The organism is Burkholderia sp. BCC1998 (assembly GCF_905339875.1).
GTDB lineage: Bacteria > Pseudomonadota > Gammaproteobacteria > Burkholderiales > Burkholderiaceae > Burkholderia.
In genome coordinates, this window is the sequence record NZ_CAJPHE010000003.1 from 1 (window position 1) to 16,147 (window position 16,147).

The 16,147-nt window shown below is 64.3% G+C and carries 11 protein-coding genes, 1 tRNA gene and 1 pseudogene; 4 read left to right on the top strand and 9 right to left on the bottom strand.

All coding sequences use genetic code 11. The features are described from left to right. Positions 1–99 precede the first annotated feature (99 nt). Positions 100–444, top strand: coding sequence for a DUF4212 domain-containing protein (locus tag U5A56_RS06175; RefSeq protein ID WP_321921426.1), 345 nt, complete (start codon positions 100–102; stop codon positions 442–444). Positions 445–447: 3 nt separating this feature from the next. After that, on the top strand, positions 448–2,463 hold the full coding sequence (locus tag U5A56_RS06180) for a sodium:solute symporter family protein (protein WP_044847629.1): 2,016 nt from the start codon (positions 448–450) through the stop codon (positions 2,461–2,463). Between the two features lie 148 nt (positions 2,464–2,611). Here U5A56_RS06180 and U5A56_RS06185 read toward each other — a convergent pair whose 3' ends face one another. From U5A56_RS06185 to U5A56_RS06205, 5 genes are all read right to left on the bottom strand, one after another. Further along, complete coding sequence (locus U5A56_RS06185) at positions 2,612–2,863, bottom strand: PAAR domain-containing protein (RefSeq protein ID WP_044847630.1); 252 nt, start codon at positions 2,861–2,863, stop codon at positions 2,612–2,614. Positions 2,864–2,891: 28 nt separating this feature from the next. After that, positions 2,892–3,365, bottom strand: coding sequence for a hypothetical protein (locus U5A56_RS06190; RefSeq protein WP_321921428.1), 474 nt, complete (start codon positions 3,363–3,365; stop codon positions 2,892–2,894). Between the two features lie 5 nt (positions 3,366–3,370). Beyond that, positions 3,371–6,214 (bottom strand): lytic transglycosylase domain-containing protein, encoded by a 2,844-nt coding sequence (locus U5A56_RS06195; protein WP_321921430.1) that lies wholly within the window; start codon positions 6,212–6,214, stop codon positions 3,371–3,373. Between the two features lie 60 nt (positions 6,215–6,274). After that, positions 6,275–8,782 carry a type VI secretion system Vgr family protein gene (locus U5A56_RS06200; RefSeq protein WP_321921432.1) on the bottom strand — a complete coding sequence of 836 codons (2,508 nt, stop codon included), beginning with the start codon at positions 8,780–8,782 and terminating at the stop codon, positions 6,275–6,277. Between the two features lie 943 nt (positions 8,783–9,725). Next, positions 9,726–9,816: transfer RNA gene (locus tag U5A56_RS06205), tRNA-Ser, on the bottom strand. A 325-nt stretch (positions 9,817–10,141) separates the two neighbouring features. Here U5A56_RS06205 and U5A56_RS06210 point away from each other — a divergent pair. Further along, the gene (locus U5A56_RS06210; protein ID WP_321819477.1) at positions 10,142–10,777 is read left to right on the top strand and encodes an HAD family hydrolase; all 636 of its coding nucleotides are present in this window, start codon (positions 10,142–10,144) and stop codon (positions 10,775–10,777) included. A 41-nt stretch (positions 10,778–10,818) separates the two neighbouring features. On the opposite strand, the gene U5A56_RS06215 is transcribed toward U5A56_RS06210, so the two are convergent. Then, a complete protein-coding gene (locus U5A56_RS06215; protein ID WP_321921433.1) occupies positions 10,819–11,931 on the bottom strand; it encodes a fatty acid desaturase in 1,113 nt (370 codons plus the stop codon). A 226-nt stretch (positions 11,932–12,157) separates the two neighbouring features. Between U5A56_RS06215 and U5A56_RS06220 the strand changes: the two genes are divergently transcribed. Beyond that, complete coding sequence (locus U5A56_RS06220) at positions 12,158–13,195, top strand: AraC family transcriptional regulator (RefSeq protein ID WP_321921435.1); 1,038 nt, start codon at positions 12,158–12,160, stop codon at positions 13,193–13,195. Positions 13,196–13,280: 85 nt separating this feature from the next. On the opposite strand, the gene U5A56_RS06225 is transcribed toward U5A56_RS06220, so the two are convergent. The 3 genes and pseudogenes from U5A56_RS06225 to U5A56_RS06235 form a co-directional block, all read right to left on the bottom strand. Then, a complete protein-coding gene (locus tag U5A56_RS06225) occupies positions 13,281–14,330 on the bottom strand; it encodes a lactonase family protein (RefSeq protein WP_321921437.1) in 1,050 nt (349 codons plus the stop codon). Further along, positions 14,317–14,511: pseudogene (locus tag U5A56_RS06230) on the bottom strand (MFS transporter); the annotation flags it as partial. The gene U5A56_RS06225 and the pseudogene U5A56_RS06230, both read right to left, overlap by 14 nt. 392 nt (positions 14,512–14,903) lie before the next feature. Continuing rightward, positions 14,904–16,091 (bottom strand): helix-turn-helix transcriptional regulator, encoded by a 1,188-nt coding sequence (locus U5A56_RS06235; protein WP_044847637.1) that lies wholly within the window; start codon positions 16,089–16,091, stop codon positions 14,904–14,906. Positions 16,092–16,147 lie beyond the last annotated feature (56 nt).

Genomic DNA, 16,147 nt, shown 5'->3' on the forward strand with positions numbered 1-16,147 from the left:
GCCGAAGTGCGCTGATCGCGCTGTTGCGCACGTTGCGCGCACGGGCCCCTGCGCGGCAATCCCGATTGCCCGCGCAGGGGCTTTTTGCTAAATAACGGCATGACCGTTCCGCACCGTCCGGCGCCTGTCGCGCCGCCGCCCGTTCCCGAGCCGCTCGCGCGTGCGCATGCGCGCTATTGGCGCTTCAACGTCGCATTGATCCTGGTGCTGATGGCGATCGGCTTCACGGTGTCGTTCGTCGTGCCGTTCTTCGCGCCCGCGCTCGCGGGCGTTCGCTTCGCCGGTTTCAGCCTGCCGTTCTATGTCGGCGCGCAGGGCGCGATTCTCGTGTATCTCGTGCTGATCGTCGTCTACATCGGCTTGATGCAACGCGCGGACCGCATGCTGCGGCGCGCGTACGACGAACATGCCGCGCACGCGGGCAATGTGCACCATGCGCGCTGATCCATGCTGACGCATCGACTGATTCGCGCGTACGCGCTTTACACACTCGGCTTTCTCGGGTTCGTGCTGCTGCTGTGGCGGATCGAGCGCGCGGCCGGCTCCGGCGTGTGGATCGGCTATGTGTTCCTGTTCGTGCCGATCGCCGTGTATGCGGTGATCGGGCTGCTGTCGCGCACGTCCGATCTCGTCGAATACTACGTGGCCGGGCGGCGCGTGCCATCCGCGTTCAACGGGATGGCGACGGCGGCCGACTGGCTGTCGGCGGCGTCGTTCATCGGCCTTGCCGGCTCGCTCTACGCAACCGGCTACGATGCGCTCGCGTACGTGATGGGATGGACCGGCGGGTTCTGCCTCGTTGCGTTCCTGCTTGCGCCGTACGTGCGCAAGCTCGCGCGCTACACGATTCCCGATTTTCTCGGCACGCGCTTTTCGAGCACCGCCGTGCGCGCGCTCGCTGCCGGCGCGGCGATCCTGTGCTCGTTCGTCTATCTGGTCGCGCAGATCCAGGGGATCGGGCTGATCGCGACGCGCTTCATCGGCGTCGATTTCGCGATCGGGATCTTCTGCGGGCTCGCGGGCATTCTCGTGTGTTCGTTTCTCGGCGGAATGCGCGCGGTCACGTGGACGCAGGTCGCGCAGTACATCATCCTGATCAGCGCGATCCTGATTCCCGTGTCGTTGATCGCGATGAAGAACGGGCTCGGGCCGGTGCCGCAATTCAATTACGGCAAGCTGATGGAACGCGTGGCGGCGCGCGAGGCGCAGCTGCGCGACGCGGCCGAGGAGCAGCAGGTGCGCGATGCGTATCGCCGGCAGGCGGCGGCCGTGCAGGCGCAGCTCGATCGCTTGCCTGCATCGTATGCGGATGCACGCCGGCAACTCGTCGACCAGCTCGCGGACCTGCGGCGCCACAACGGGCCGCTGCGCGAGATCAACCAGCGCGAGCGCGAGCTGGCGGACTTTCCGCGTGACCCGACGGCGGCGCGCGTGACCTGGACCCAGGCGCGCGACGACCTGCTGGCACGCGCCGAGCCGCCCGTGCCGATGCACGAGCCGTTTCCCGCGGCGAACGACGACGACCGCAAGCCGCGCGAGCGGAATTTCCTTGCGCTGTTGCTGTGCCTGTCGCTCGGCACCGCGAGCCTGCCGCACATCCTCACGCGCTACAACACGACGACGTCGGTCGCGTCCGCGCGGCGTTCGGTCGGCTGGACGCTGTTCTTCATCGCGCTGTTCTACCTGAGCGTGCCGGTGCTCGCGGTGATGATCAAGTACGAGATTCTGACGAACCTCGTCGGGCGGCCGACCGCTGAATTGCCCGCGTGGGTCACGCAGTGGCATCACTTCGAGCCGGACCTGATCAGCGTCGTCGAGGTGGTTCGCGACGGCATCGTGCACTGGTCCGAGATCCAGATGCAGCCGGACATGGTCGTGCTCGCCGCGCCGGAGATCGCGGGGCTGCCGTATGTCGTGTCGGGGTTGATCGCGGCCGGTGCGCTGGCTGCTGCGCTGTCGACCGCGGACGGGTTGCTGCTGACGATCGCGAATGCGCTGTCGCACGACGTCTATTACTGCATGGTCGCGCCGGATGCATCGAGCCAGCGGCGCGTGACGATCTCGAAGGTCTTGCTGCTCGGTGTCGCGCTGTTCGCGTCGTATGTCGCGTCGCTCAATACAGGGAAGATCCTGTTTCTGGTCGGGGCGGCGTTTTCGCTCGCGGCGTCGAGCTTCTTTCCGGTGCTCGTGCTTGGGGTGTTCTGGAAGCGGACGACGACGCGCGGTGCGATCGCCGGGATGGTGACGGGGCTCGCGGTCTGTGTGTACTACATCGTGTCGACGTATCCGTATTTCACGCAGCTCACCGGATTCGCCGGGCAGACGTGGTTCGGGATCGAGCCGATCAGTTCAGGCGTGTTCGGCGTGCCGGCGGGGTTCGCGGTGGCGATCGCAGTCAGCCTGTTCGATCGGCAGCCGGATGAGTATACGCGGGCGTTGGTGGATTACATTCGGCATCCGTGAGAGGGGCATCTCGGTGCACCGACAGCGAAGGCGCTTGATTTCCTGGGCATTCAAGCGGCGTCATGTTTTTGCCTGCGATCGAAGACAAGCAACGCAGAGATCCAGCGATGATCGCTTCACGTCGTGCGAACAACACTTGTCGAGCCGGTCACGTGAGACTCGAAATCAGGTGACAGCCGCACGTCGCGCGATGGCCGTGCCGCGCGATCGGGGTGCCTTCGTCCATCATCGATGAATCGCCTTCCTCAATGATGTTGGGCGAGACGTCGGGATGCTGCGGGCACGATACGCGGTCGCCCTTGCGGGCGACGTAGCGGCCAGCGAAACGCATGGTCGTGGAGCCCGTTTCGACTTTGCCGCCGTGGTCGGTGTCGTCGCCGATGCGAATCAGATTCATCATGGTCGAAGGGGGGGGCGCCAAAAGGTCATCAGTAGTGCCTCGACTTGCCATGGGATTTTGATGGCATATATTTTCCCTTTTTAAATGAGTAAAGGGTGCTCTTCGGTTCTCCGCCGATTTCAGAATTCACGTCAATATCCCGGAATCCATTCCTGGTGCGCCGGCGAACTTCTATGGCATAACCTCCGGTGCTCAGGATTACCTTCCCGTGCGATTCATCCACAATCCAAATCGGACCAACGGCTGCTCCCCAGCCGCAAGCGTTGGATGTCGTTAGAAAGTATGTGCGGATCGGGAGTGAGGTTAGCAAAATTTCTTTCCCGGTAAGCTTGCAGCCCAAGTTTTTGAATGGTGAAAACGATGTATCTTTTGAAACGGCTGAAACTGCTTTCCCGCTGACGTCGCTCAAATCCTTGTCTTCAATGGTGAAATCGACGCCCTTGGGAAAAGCGTTGGTGTTGCAAGCCAAGAAGATCAAGATAGTAAATATCAAGAAGCGCATGGCGCCTACCTCGCAATATCCGTGCAAATATTTTTTTGGAATAAATCGTAAAATGGTATTACGTGTGACTCTGCTATGCTCCTTCCTCCATAGGCTAGTGTGGGGCCGTCATGGTGATAAGCGTAAATCATTACATACAGCTCTCTTCCTGAGTATCTGCTGGCCAGGCGCTTGTTATCAAGATAGTGTCGAACTAATGCATCTGCGCTGATCTTGGCGTCGAACCGTTGCTCGTCGGTGGTTATGCCGTAAGATACAGCGGTTTTATCCACAAACTGCCCTAAACCCGAGGCGGAAGTGGTCCCGGCGGCAGCATCCGGGTTAAAGCCCGACTCTATTCTCGCTATTGCCAATACCATTATTGTGTCGTTTCTATCCAGACTGTGTTTTTTTGCTGCCTCGATGAGGAGGTCGATTGCGCCTCGCTGTACAGCATGGCTTGCATCACCGTGCCGTCGACTATCGCCACTCAACCGTCCGGGTGAGTTATCAATGGCGACGGTGTAATGGCTATATGATTTAATTTGATCGTCTTTATACGCAGGACCGCGTGGAGCATACATTACGTCGTAGTTGATGCAATCGTTTTGGTAGCGCTGTATGAAATTCCCGACGATTCCAATCGGATGAAAATGCCACGGATTTGGCTCCTTCGGGAACCCCTCCACACCGGTGACCTGCTCCCACCACTGCAATTTTCCGATCCGCTCGATTTCGGTCTTCCACAGCCATAGCAGCTTCTTCATGAGCGGAGACAACGCCTCCCACTTGCCCAGGCCGCCGCCCCATTCGCTCTCGCCCCGTACGACGAGGTGGGAGAGGGCTTCCGCCGTCCACGGGGTTTCCTGCGCGTGCTTCAGTTCCTGCGCGGTCACTTTCCCGTCGTGGTTCGCGTCGATCGCCTTTTCGAGTTTCGCGATGAGCGGGCTGCTGTTGACCGTCGCTGCGCTCGTCTCGAATTCGCTCTTGTCTTCGTCGAGCAGGAACTGCTCGGCGACGTAGATGTAACGCTTGAGCATGTCGAGCGGCTTGATGCTGCTGTTGTCGATCAGCTCGAAGCCCGGCCAGTCCCACGGCCCGCACATGCGCACGAGCGGATGATCTTGTTCACACACCCATCCGTCACGCGTGCCGCCGTCCCTGGTGCCGATCGTCACGTAATACCAGCGACGCCCTTGGTCGTCCTGCGCGATGTTCTTGTCCAGATCGACGGTGCGAAACACGGCGCGGAAATCCGCTCCCGGGCCTTTCGCACTCGAAAAGCTCAGCGGGAAGTCCTTCCAGGCGGGCACGATCGTGGTGAGGGTCGTATTGGCGAGGCTTCCGTCGACCCATACAGGCGTACCGGTGTCGTAGAAAACCGGCTTCGTGCGACGATTGCCGTGTCCAGGGGCGGCCGTCTTCGGTTGTACCTTCACCCACTTTCCCTTTGCGTCGGCGGCGACCGGTACGAGCTTGGTGCCCGGTTGCAGCTTGTGAGCGGGCTCCGGCAAATCGGTAACCAGCTGCGCTCCGGGCGAGATTTCCAGGAACGCTTTGGACGCCGGCAGATGCTTTGCGCGATCACGGCTCTTCTGGATGAACGATTCGAGTTCGGGGCCTGCAAATACTTCGAGGTGCAGCAGCGACCGGTTCGGTTTCGGCGGCAGCAGCTTCGCATCCGGATAGCGCAGATAGTGGCCGAGCCGGCCGATCACGTCGCCGGCCTTCACCCTGTACGGTTGCTTCAGCACGACGACCGCGTCTAGCGGCTTCGGGTCGACGATCGGATCGAGTTCCCCGAGGAAGACGTATCCGTACGGCGCGTGCGGCGACGCCGGCGCGCCGACGACCGCCGCGGCCGGCGTGCCCGACTTGATGGACTTGATTTTCGCCCAGCCTGGTTTCGCTTGTGCCCGTTCGTCAGTGTCCGATATGGTCAACTCCGACCCCCGCGGCAGAATGCCGATGATCTTGCCGTTCGGCAGATCGCGGATGCGGATACCCGTGATCGGGGGCGGGAGCGGCGTCGCATCCTTGTCGCTTTCTTCCGGTTCCGGCAGTTTCTTGAAATCGCTCTGGATGAAGTCCCCGAGCACGTCGCGATTGATCGTCTTGCGCAGTGACGATACCGGCACTTTCGGCCGCGGAGCGTTCTGCTTGTCGTTTGCCTTGTTGCCGACGACATAGTAGCGATCGCCCTCCCAATACGGCATCGGTCCGATGTTCGGCCCGGACCGGCCGACCGGTGCGACCTTCGCCTGTTCAGCCGCAGACCGGTATGTGTTCCAGTCCATCGTATGCATGTACAGGCTGAAGAACGTCAGCGTTTCGTCCGGTGCCGGCTTGCTCGCAGTCGCGTTCGTAGTCGCCGACGGAGCTGGCGGCGTGGGCGTGGTCGATGATGTCGTCGGCTGCGTTGAGGAATCCTTCGCCGCGTTCGCCTTCGGCGGTGGGGGCACAGGCGGCAACTGCAATCGATGACGGATCAGCACGAACCCCGTCGAGTACAACGCGTGTCGGCCGTCCTGATAGCGCTGCTCCGGATACTTGCTGTCCAGCCGGTACGCGACGACGTCACCGTCGGCGATCGCGCGGATCCCGTCGCCTTGCCTCAATCGCGCAGCCGTGTTCTGGTCGAAGTGGATGCCGCCGTGCCACATGCCGTTCGCGCCCAACGGATAGAACCCGTCCTCGGCGGCTGCCAACGCCTTCATGTAGGTCATCGGGTTGGCCGGGTCATCCTTGCCGACCGGCGTGAACGGAAAAGCCCAGTTCAGCGGTGTGTAAGGTGATGCCGCACGTGTGCTCGGGGGAGACGTCGGTCGGGCCGGTGCGGTGGGCTTCGGGGTAGGGTGGCTATTGCTCATGATTCCCGGAATCTCTCGGTTCTCGTTTTTCTTGCTGCTCGGGTGGTGGCGGGCCTGGCGTCAACCGGAGAAGAGTGAGCCGCGGCCGCCATCGGTCGACACCGGCGTTGTCTGCAACGGATCGCGAATCGTTCCGCTCGCACCGCCCGGTTTGTCCCAGCTTCTGCATTTTTCGAGGATCTGCCCGGTCGTCACGTTCTCGATCAGCCCGCCCTTGATGCGGATATACGAGCCACCCGCGCCGATCCACACTTCCTCTGCGGCCGTCAGAATCAGACGTCCGTCCGCACTTTCGATCTTTACGTCTTGCAGGCCGACCAGTGAAACGGAGCCGCTCTGCGCCTGAATGTCCACCGGCCCCTTTGCGGCGAAAATCTTGATGCCGAGGTTCTGCGCGAACAGGCTGATCTTGTCGAGCACACTGGCCAGCAACGCTTTGCCGGCCGCCAGGTTGATGTTCCTGCCTGCCACGACGTTCGCGTGCTGGTTTGCCGTGACATGCACCGATTGCTGCGTCGACGCGGCGATCCCTTCAGGACTCGATAGCAGCATCACCGGCTTCGCAAAACCATTCGCGTTGCCGGTGCCGCCGCCGGCTGTGCGGCCACCGCCGGTCGCGCCAGCGATCGTGCGCTGCGTCGCGTCGGTGAACGACTTCAGCGCGGCCTGGCCGTCGTGCAGGCTTTCGGCGCGGTTCGTTTCGCTGGCCCTCGACGCGGCTTCGAACACGGCCTCCGCACCGGCGAGCGGCTCGGTTGCGGACGTTACGTTCAGCGGCTGCGCGGTGGCCGGCTGCGTCGACACATACAGGCCTTGCTCGGCGCGCACCGCGCCGTACGCGCCGGATTTCAGGTCGAACCCGTTGCCAAGGAACGTGCCGCGCGTGTTGTCGCTCTGCTCGATCAGATAGCCCAAATGCAGATGAGAGCTGTAGCTCGACGAGTAAAGGTGGACCCGGTTCTGACCGCTCGAGTCATCCATGACGAACTGGTTGAAACCGTCGCCACCATATTCGCGGGAGCGGAAGCCGGACAGCAGGCCATGGGTATGCCATACCGGCATCGTTGCGCCACCATGCAATCGCGAGATGATGACCGGCCGGTCGCAATCGCCGTTCACGAAGCCCAGGAGCACCTGATCATCTTTGCGCAACGGAAAATAACCGCCACGCCTTGCGCCTGCGTCCGGCATCGCCGCCCGGATCCACGACGTCGACTTCGTATTGCGATCGTTCCGGCTGTTCGATGTCCGGACCCGCACACGGTTGCCGTCGTCCGTGACGATTTCCTCGTTGCGGTCGGTTACGACGATCGCCGTCTGCAAGTGCATCTCCGGCTTCTGATGCTCGAACGGGCTGCGAAAGGGTGTCTTGCGGCGCTGCGCTTCGATCTCGACGTGAAAGAATCCGACGCCGCCATCGCGGTGGCTCACGGTCGTACCGGCCCCGGTGGACTGGGCCTGTTCGATTTCGCTGCGCAGGCTGCGCGGGAATCGCGTGAGCGCATCCATTCCCGGCACGTTGTTCTGGATCAGCCAGTCGCTCGCGATGATCGACAACTCGCGCTCGTCCGCTGGCAGCGCATCGAAGAGAGGATGCCCGGATACCCTGAACCAGTAGCCGGGCAGCGCGTAGCGCGGACTGCCGATCGCGAAATAGCGCTTCGCACGCGAAGCCCATTCTTCGGTTCGAATGCGGGCCTGTTGTTGTCCGACATCGGATTTGGCCCAGGTCTGCGAGCCCGTATACAGATAGTCTTCGCCTTGACCGGCCAAATCATCCAGATCCGCCGCCGGCGTGCTGACCTGTTTGTCGAGGTCCGGCCGCTTGTAGTCGGCCGTTCCGAGCGTGAGTGTCGCGCTCTGGACGTCCTGCTGTTCGCTCAACTGGGTGAGCCCGTCGAAATCCTCGTCGGTGCCCGCGTGGCTGAACTTCATCTCCGCATTCGGCAGCGAAGGCCCGAAATACAGGTCGTCCATCATGACGACCTTGTGCGACTCGCCGTCCTGCGCGAAATCGAAGCGCGGAAACACACCGACTTCCTCCAGGCTCCGATGCACGAAATTCCAGTCGGTTTCCCACTGCACGCGGTGCGAATACGCGCGCACCGCCGTGCGCAGTTCGTGACCATAGTTGCCGGAAGCTTGCGGATGCTTGTCGAATACGTCGGTGAGAATCTGCCAGCCGCTGGCTTCCTGCCAGTCGCGCCGATCGCTGCCGAGTTTCAAAAAGCTCAACCAGGAGGAGAACTGGAGCTGGAAATACGAGACGGCCCCGTCGTTTCCGACGCGACGGGCGCGTTGCACGTAGCCGTGGATCGGCAGATAGCGGCCGCCCGTCTGGCGGATCCACAGCGTGACAGGTTGCAGCATCAGGGCGTTGAGCTTGATTTTGTCGCCCACGACGGACGATGCGTCGACGGTCACCTCGAAATTGCGGCCGAGCCGTGCGTTGATCTTGACGTACAGCGGCACGAGCCAGTCGTCGCCGAGCGGCGTGTCAAGTTTGATGACGCGATCGAACTGCGCGTAGCCGCCGCGCAGCACCTTCAGCAAGACTTCCCGGCCCATTCGGTCACCCCGGTTCATGGAAAACGCGCCCGACCATCACCGAATATCCAAACAACTTTATCGTTCGGAATAAACGGCGATATATTTGAGATGTTCTGTTTAAATGGGGTGCGCCATTGAAAATGGGAGGCGGTGTGCCCCGCGCTTGATTGCACAAAAAATCATACCGAAGTCAGTTCGAATCGGTAACTGTGTGGCAACGATCCTTTAAGATTTTTTCAACGCTGCTGCTGGCATCTTTTTGAAACGATTCGATCCCTATCGAGATGCGTCTGGCTTCAATAAGAAAACTACGACTGTACGAAACCTCGGATCAGCGTTTTCCGGCGTGTGCACTATGTTTTGCGGATTTGGTTAGTACACGTCTGCAAGCTTCATCGACTGTCAGCGATCCCGTGATAAGTGAATACTCTGATTCAACGAAGTTCACAAATCGTTACGTAAAGTTGGGCAGCGATTGAAATTCTGGCAACCCATCGTGGTTATGCGCGAGCTGTTGCTTTCGATTGGGACGAAATTGAAGGGGGCAGTGAAATTTGCAGGACCGTACGTCCATTGGTTTGATAGAGCGACGCCATTTTGTTTCGTGCAATACCTACGCGCATATATGGCGAATCTATCGGACGGCTAGATGAATAAGGAGAATGCTGTCGAACCCGATGGATACCGATAGCACGTCTCCGAAGCGACGTGCGATCGGCAACCACACGCTGTCGGTCTGGTACGCCGTGACGAAAACGTCGATGTCGGGTCGACGCTCTAACGCCTCCAGGGGGCGCGCCGGCGTGACAGGGGCACGGAACAACCGCGCGGCGACTGGCCCATTGCCATGATCGGTCGCGGAAGCAGGGAAGAGGGCGGCCAACGCGACTTGATTCCACGTCGCATGTCGCAAAAAAGCCCCGCAAAATCGATCGATCTTGCGGGGCCTTTTCATTGATTCTGGCGGAGAGAGGGGGATTCGAACCCCCGATAGGCGATTAACCTATACACGCTTTCCAGGCGTGCGACTTAAACCACTCATCCATCTCTCCGGAAGAACGAGAGTATAGCAAACTCTGGCGGCCTCCCGCCACTCCCTTTGACGATCGGCCGGACCCGGCCCCAAAACCTTCCAGCGACGCTCGCACGACGTGCATTCGGTGCGGGTGTGGCGGCGGCCGGGGGGACGTGGCTGAACCGGGTCAGCGGGTCGTTGCTGCCGATGCTCGCGGGGTATGTCGCGTTGTATCGGAAAAGCGCGAACTGACGCGATCGCGTATCGAGCCGTGCCGCCAGTCGCGCCGCTGCCCGCACCCGCACGCACGGCGTCCCGACTCTGCTATCTTCCCGGGCATCTCACCGCTTTCCCGCCTCTCCATGACCGACCGCATCGTCGCCGCATTCGATTTCGACGGCACCATCACGACCACCGACAGTTTCCGTCATTTCGTCCGCTACGCGGTCGGCACGCCGCGTTTCGCATGGGCCGGGCTGCGCGCGCTGCCGTGGATCGTCGCGATGAAGGCGGGCCTCCTGTCGCGCGGCGATGCGAAGGCGAAGTTCGCATGGTTTGCGTTCGGGCCGATCCGCGAGGACGCGCTCGACGCGCTCGCGCGCCGCTTCGTCGATGGTTATCTGCCGAACCTCGTGCGTCCGGACATGCTGGAACGGGTGCGCGAGCATCAGGCGCGCGGGCATGAAGTCGTGCTGGTCAGCGCGTCGCCGTCGCTGTATCTGGAGAAGTGGGCGAAGACGGTCGGCATCGGCACGGTGCTCGCGACGCGCCTCGCGTTCGAGCGCGGCGCGTTCGCCGGGCGGCTGAACGGCGAGAACTGCTGGGGCCCGCAGAAGGTCGTGCGCTTGCGCGGCTGGTGGGGAAATCAGCCGCCCGCGAAGCTGTTCGCGTACGGCGACAGCCGCGGCGACAAGGAAATGGCCGAACTCGCGAACCGGGCATGGATCCGCGGGCAGGGACCGATGCCGGCGATCGGCGCTGACGGACTGACCGACTGACGGACTGACGGGACCCGCGCGGCGAGCCGCGCCGCCCGCCGTTACGCGTCGGCGCGCTGCGCGCCGCGCGTACCGCGAATCGGACGATACGCGCCCCAGCGATTGGCGCGCCTGAACGTGCCGACATCGTTGAACCGCACGCCGACTTCACGCAGCGCCGCATGCGCAGTGCGCGCGGTCAGCTGCCGGATGTAGAACGGATCGCGCACCACGAAGTGATGGATCGCGTGCGTGCTGCCGAAGTTGAAGCAGAACAGCTGGAACGGCAGCATCCACCACGGGTTGAGCACCTGGGTCTGCTGGATCACGTTGCGCGAATCGATGTCGCCGAAGTAATGCATGTTCGAGCTGACGAAGTTGATGCAGAAGCTGCGTACGAAGTTCGGCCCGAGCCACACGACCGCGAGGAAATCGACGACGCTCATCACGCGCTCGACGACGGCCGGCACGGTCACCGCGTAGCCGAACGCATTCAGCGCGAACAGGCCGGCGTGATACACGATGAACGCGTGCCACAGCGCGTAGTACGCGTGACCGACCGGCATGTGGGACGATGCCTGCTCGATGCGCAATTGCGCGCGCTCGGCCGCATCCTGCACCGGCTGCGCGGCCACGTACTGCTTGACCTTGCGGCGCATCGCATCCGGCCGCAGCACGACGGCGAGCATGCCGTCCGCGATCATCAGCAGGCGCTTCACGCCCCAGCGTTCGCCGTTGGTGATGCCGAATTCCTCGAGATCCGATTCGCCGCCCGATACCTTGTGGTGATGCAGGTGCATGCGCCGGCGCGTCCACGGGTTGATCGTGCCCGGCCGCGTGAGCCAGCACAGCGCCATCATCAGGTGATAGGCCCACGGCGTCTTCTTGAAGTACATCAGGTGGATCAGGTCGTGCTCGAGTTCGTGGATCAGCGACGTGACGAACGCGGCGAGCGGCAACGCGACGTACCACGCGATCGCGCCGCGCGCATACAGCCACGCGATCGCGAGCATCGCGCCCACCGACACGGCCATCACGGTCGCGCCGACGAGGTTCTGGTTGTCGAGCAGCGGAAAGCGCGCGCGGATCGCATCGCTCGCGGCGTTGACCTCGCGGCGGACATACGCGACCTTGTCGGCGTCGTGGCGAAAGACGGTTCGTGCGGGTTGGCTCATCGACCGGAATCCGTGCGGAAAGAGTGGGGCGCAATGCCGATGTGACAAGCATAGGCGCGCCCCGGAGCACACGCGAGGGCCGCCGGTGCCAATGATGGTGTCATTTCGGGTCACGGTGGCCGGTGCACGGGCGTGCGATGCCGCATCGGGCGGCTAGAATGCCGCTGCGGTGTCATTACGGGCCAGCAGCGCTACAATCCGCCGAAACCGCTCCGGAGTCCGCCGCATGGCCCTGTCCGCCCCGGATGCCGCGCGCCAGCTGAACAAGGCGACGGTATCGTCCGCGTATGCGCTGTTCATGCTGATGCTCGCCGAGGAGCGCGGCATCGATGGCGGCCGGATTCTCGCGGGCTCGGGCGTCGAGCGCGAGCGGCTCGCGCAGCCCGACGCGCGCATCACGCCGCTGCAGCAGGCGGCGATCGTGTTCAACCTGCTCGAGGCGACGGGCGATCCGTCGATCGCGATCGAGATCGGCCTGCGCAGCAGCCTCACGAAATCCGGGCTGATCGGCTTCGGGCTGATGAGTTGCGCAACGCTCGGCGAGGCGATCGCGCTCGGCATCCGCTACCTGCCGACGCGCGTGCCGTTCTTTTCGGTGCGGCTCGCTGAGCTCGACGGGATCGTCGACATCGACGTGCTCGAGGCGTTTCCGCTCGGCCGGCTGCGCCAGTTCGCGGTGGAGAACTTCCTGGTCGAGACGGCGATCCTGTTCAACTCGCTGCTCGATCCCGCGCCGGGGCGCACGCTGCAGTCGCGCGCGGAGCTGCATTTCGAATGGCCCGAGCCGCCGTGGTTCGAGCGCTATCGCGCGCGGCTGCCGCGCTGTCATTTCGACGCGAGCGCGAACCGTATCCGCTGCGACGCCGCGCTGCTCGACGAGCCGATCGGCACCGCGAACGCGCAGACCGCGCAGATGATCGTCCAGCAATGCGAGGCCGAACTCGCGCGGCTCGGCTATGCGGAAAGCATCGTCGAGCGCGTGCGCAACCTGCTGATCTGCGGCGAGACCGGTTATCCGTCGGTGGACGAAATCGCGCGCGAACTGCATGTGTCGGCGCGCACGCTCAAACGCAAGCTCGCGGAATTCGGTGCGACCTATTCGGCGCTGCTCGACGAGATCCGGCTGCGCGATGCGCTCCGGTTGCTCGAGGGCACGCGCCTGCCGGTCGACGAGATCGCGGCGCGGGTCGGCTATACCGACCGCGCGAATTTCACGCGTGCGTTCAAGCGCTGGACCGGCGTCGCGCCGAGCGAGCGGCGCTGACGGCGCGCCGGGCGGCGCGGGCCGGTGCCGGTCGTGCGCCCGGCGTCGATGAAGCGATCATTGGATCCATCGGTCGATGGACCCGTCAGACGATCGCCACCCAGTTCGCCCCGCGGCCGCCCGGCACGCGGGCGTGCAACGCCAGCGTGCCGTCGTCCGGCGCGATCGCGTACACCGATACGTATTCCGACTGCTCGCCGCACGCGACGAGCCAGCGTCCCGACGGATCGATCGCGAAGCCGCGCGGCTGCGTTTCGGTGGCCGTCGCGTGTACGGGGTCGAAGGCGCCGTCCGCATCGTGGCGATAGCAGAGCAACTGGCTCGACGTGCGTTCGCTCACATACGCGAAGCGCTCGTCGGGCGTCAGGTGGAGATCGGCAGCCCACACGGCGGGCCCGGTCGGCGCGGGCGGGCGCGCGTGGCCTTGCGCGAGGCCGGCGACGGCCGGGTGGCGCGCGCTGACCCGTGCGTCGCCGAGGCGGCCGCTGTCGGCGTCGCGTGCGAAAGTCGCGAGCGTCGCCTGGAATTCGCCGACCGCGACCAGCATCCGGCCGTCGCGCGCGACGCGCAGGTGGCGCGGCCCGAAGCCGCCCGGCACGCGCGTTTCGCCGTGCTCGACCGCACGCAGGCCGCCGGCATCCTCGATCAACGCGAACGTGAAGATCCGGTCCGAGCCGAGCGAGCTCACGTACGCGAAGCGGTTGTCCGGCGACACGACGACCGCATGTGCGTTCGCGATGCCGTGCGCGACCTGCAGCGCTGCGCCGTCGCCGTCGCGCACGCGCGCGGCGTCGTAGAGGTTCAGCGAATGGCCGCCGTACGACGCGCCGAGCAGCCAGCGGCCGCTGCGGTCGAGCGACAGGTAGGCGAGGCTCGCGTCGATCGCGGTCGCGCCGATGCGGGCGAGCGCGCCGGTGGCCGCCGCGACGCGGAACGCGACGATCGTCGGCTGCTCGCCGCGCGTCGCGACGTACAGCCGCGCGCGATCGGGCTGCACGGCGACCGGCATCGCGACGTCGCCGGCCGGGTAGCGGGCGAGCGGCGCGAGCGTGCCGTCGGACGTGAGCGAGAACGTGGCGAGGTCGCCGTCGACGGCATTCGGGACGACGACGGTCAGGCGGTCAGTGTTCGGCATGGCGGAGCATTGCGGTGTGCGTGAAGGACTCGTCGGTCGGCAGGCCGCGCGGCGGATCGCTGCGCCGGCGCGTGCGCGCGAACGGCGCGGCGACCGTGGCGACTAGGAACGCGATAGCGAGCGCATCCCGGCCGCCCGCTATCGAACCCGTATGTTGCTTCAGATAGCCGAAGGCCGTCGGCAGCGGTCGATATCGTTCGCGATGAACATGATCGGCACGAGCGGCAGTACGTGCCATTTCACTTTCGAGACGGCGGATGCGAGCGGAGCGCGGCCGGGCAGGGCGGGCGAGGTCAAGGGAGTCTCCGGGCGGGCGGCGAACGGGGCAGCGGCCCGCGTTCGCGTCGGGTGGGGATCTAAGTAGTATGTTGTCGTATGACATGGTACGCCGGAGATCCTGATATGACGTCACGGGTTTACCCGGAATATATCCGAATATCGGGAAATGTCGGGAGGTTGTCTCCGTGCGCAATCACATCTGATGACGGATGACGTGAGTGGGCAGGCATGCCGCTCGGTGCTGCTCTGCGGCGGGCTTCTCCCCGGCAACCTGCCGGCTTCGTGCGCGGCCCGCTATGCCATCGACACGACGCTGTTCAGCAGCATCTTCACGAGCACGGCCTGCCGCGTCGCGCCCGTCTTCGCGAAGATTCCGCGCAGATGCGCACGGGCGGTGTTCTTCGTGATGCCGGTCGCGGCGGCCGCTTCGTCGAGCGTCAGGCCGTCGACGAGCAGCAGCGCGATCTCGGTTTCCATCGGCGTGAGGCGGAACAGCCGGTGCAGCATGTCGCGCGAGGTCTGCGGCGACGACGCCGGATCGCGGACGAACACCGCGACGGCCGGCCGGTGCTGGCGATCCTCCGCGCCGTGAAAGGGCGCGAGCGGGCGCAGCAGCACGTTCAACGGCATCGCGCCGCCGGGGCGCGACAGCGTGGTGGCCTCGATGCGGCCGAGCGCACCCGCGCGGAAATGCTCGAGCGCGGCCTGCAGCGCCTTCTGCAGCCGGCGCTCGTCGAGCGGGCACGATGCATGAAGCCGCTCCTGGCGCAGGCACAGGCCGTCCTGCTGCTCGAACAGCCGCTCGGCGATGCGGTTGTGCTTGATCACGCGGCCGTCCTCGTCGAGGATCGCGGTGCCGACGTCGAGCCGGTCGACCGTGCCCGCGTACAGCGCGCGTTCGGCGTCGAGCACGTCGAGCGCCGCGTGCAGCTCGACCGCGCGCTGCAGGTGCGGCAGCAGCGTCGCGACCTGCGCGCGTTCGGCCGCGTCGAAGTCGCGCGCATGATGCGGGCGGCTCACGAAGAACGCGCACTCGACGCCGCGCTCGCCGCGCAGATTCGCGCCGAGGATGAAGCGCAGGTCGAGCGGCTGCAGGTATTGCCGGTAGAAATCGTGCGCGCACCAGCGCGTCGCGCCGAACAGCGTGTCGGCCGTGAACACCTGGCCGGGCGGGTGGTCGAGAAACGGGCACAGCGCGTAGAACTCTTCGCTGTACGACGGTTCGCCGGGCAGCAGCGGGCCGTGGGTCGATGCGTTGATGATGAGCCCGCGCCGCGTGCCGCGCGGGCTGCGCAGCACGAGCGTCGTGAAGCTCGCGTCGAGCCGCACGCGCATCGCTTCGAGAAAGCCTGCCCAAGGCGTCGTCTCGGACGGGCCCTGATAGACGAGCCCGAGCCACGCGCTGAGTTCGCGGGCCGTCCATGCCGCGTCGTCGAAGCTGTCGTGTGCGGCCGTGTCGCCGGGCGCCAGCGCGATCCGCATGCTCGTGTTCTCCTGGGTCGGGGTGAATGCTCCCGAGCCAGCATACCGACCGGCCA

Coding starts and splice junctions, on each gene's coding strand:
- U5A56_RS06180 (WP_044847629.1), top strand. CDS start 448: ATGCTGACGCATCGACTGATTCGCGCGTACGCGCTTTACACACTCGGC.
- U5A56_RS06215 (WP_321921433.1), bottom strand. CDS start 11,931: ATGAGCCAACCCGCACGAACCGTCTTTCGCCACGACGCCGACAAGGTC.
- U5A56_RS06235 (WP_044847637.1), bottom strand. CDS start 16,091: ATGCGGATCGCGCTGGCGCCCGGCGACACGGCCGCACACGACAGCTTC.
- U5A56_RS06200 (WP_321921432.1), bottom strand. CDS start 8,782: ATGGGCCGGGAAGTCTTGCTGAAGGTGCTGCGCGGCGGCTACGCGCAG.
- U5A56_RS06175 (WP_321921426.1), top strand. CDS start 100: ATGACCGTTCCGCACCGTCCGGCGCCTGTCGCGCCGCCGCCCGTTCCC.
- U5A56_RS06185 (WP_044847630.1), bottom strand. CDS start 2,863: ATGATGAATCTGATTCGCATCGGCGACGACACCGACCACGGCGGCAAA.
- U5A56_RS06190 (WP_321921428.1), bottom strand. CDS start 3,365: ATGCGCTTCTTGATATTTACTATCTTGATCTTCTTGGCTTGCAACACC.
- U5A56_RS06195 (WP_321921430.1), bottom strand. CDS start 6,214: ATGAGCAATAGCCACCCTACCCCGAAGCCCACCGCACCGGCCCGACCG.
- U5A56_RS06210 (WP_321819477.1), top strand. CDS start 10,142: ATGACCGACCGCATCGTCGCCGCATTCGATTTCGACGGCACCATCACG.
- U5A56_RS06220 (WP_321921435.1), top strand. CDS start 12,158: ATGGCCCTGTCCGCCCCGGATGCCGCGCGCCAGCTGAACAAGGCGACG.
- U5A56_RS06225 (WP_321921437.1), bottom strand. CDS start 14,330: ATGCCGAACACTGACCGCCTGACCGTCGTCGTCCCGAATGCCGTCGAC.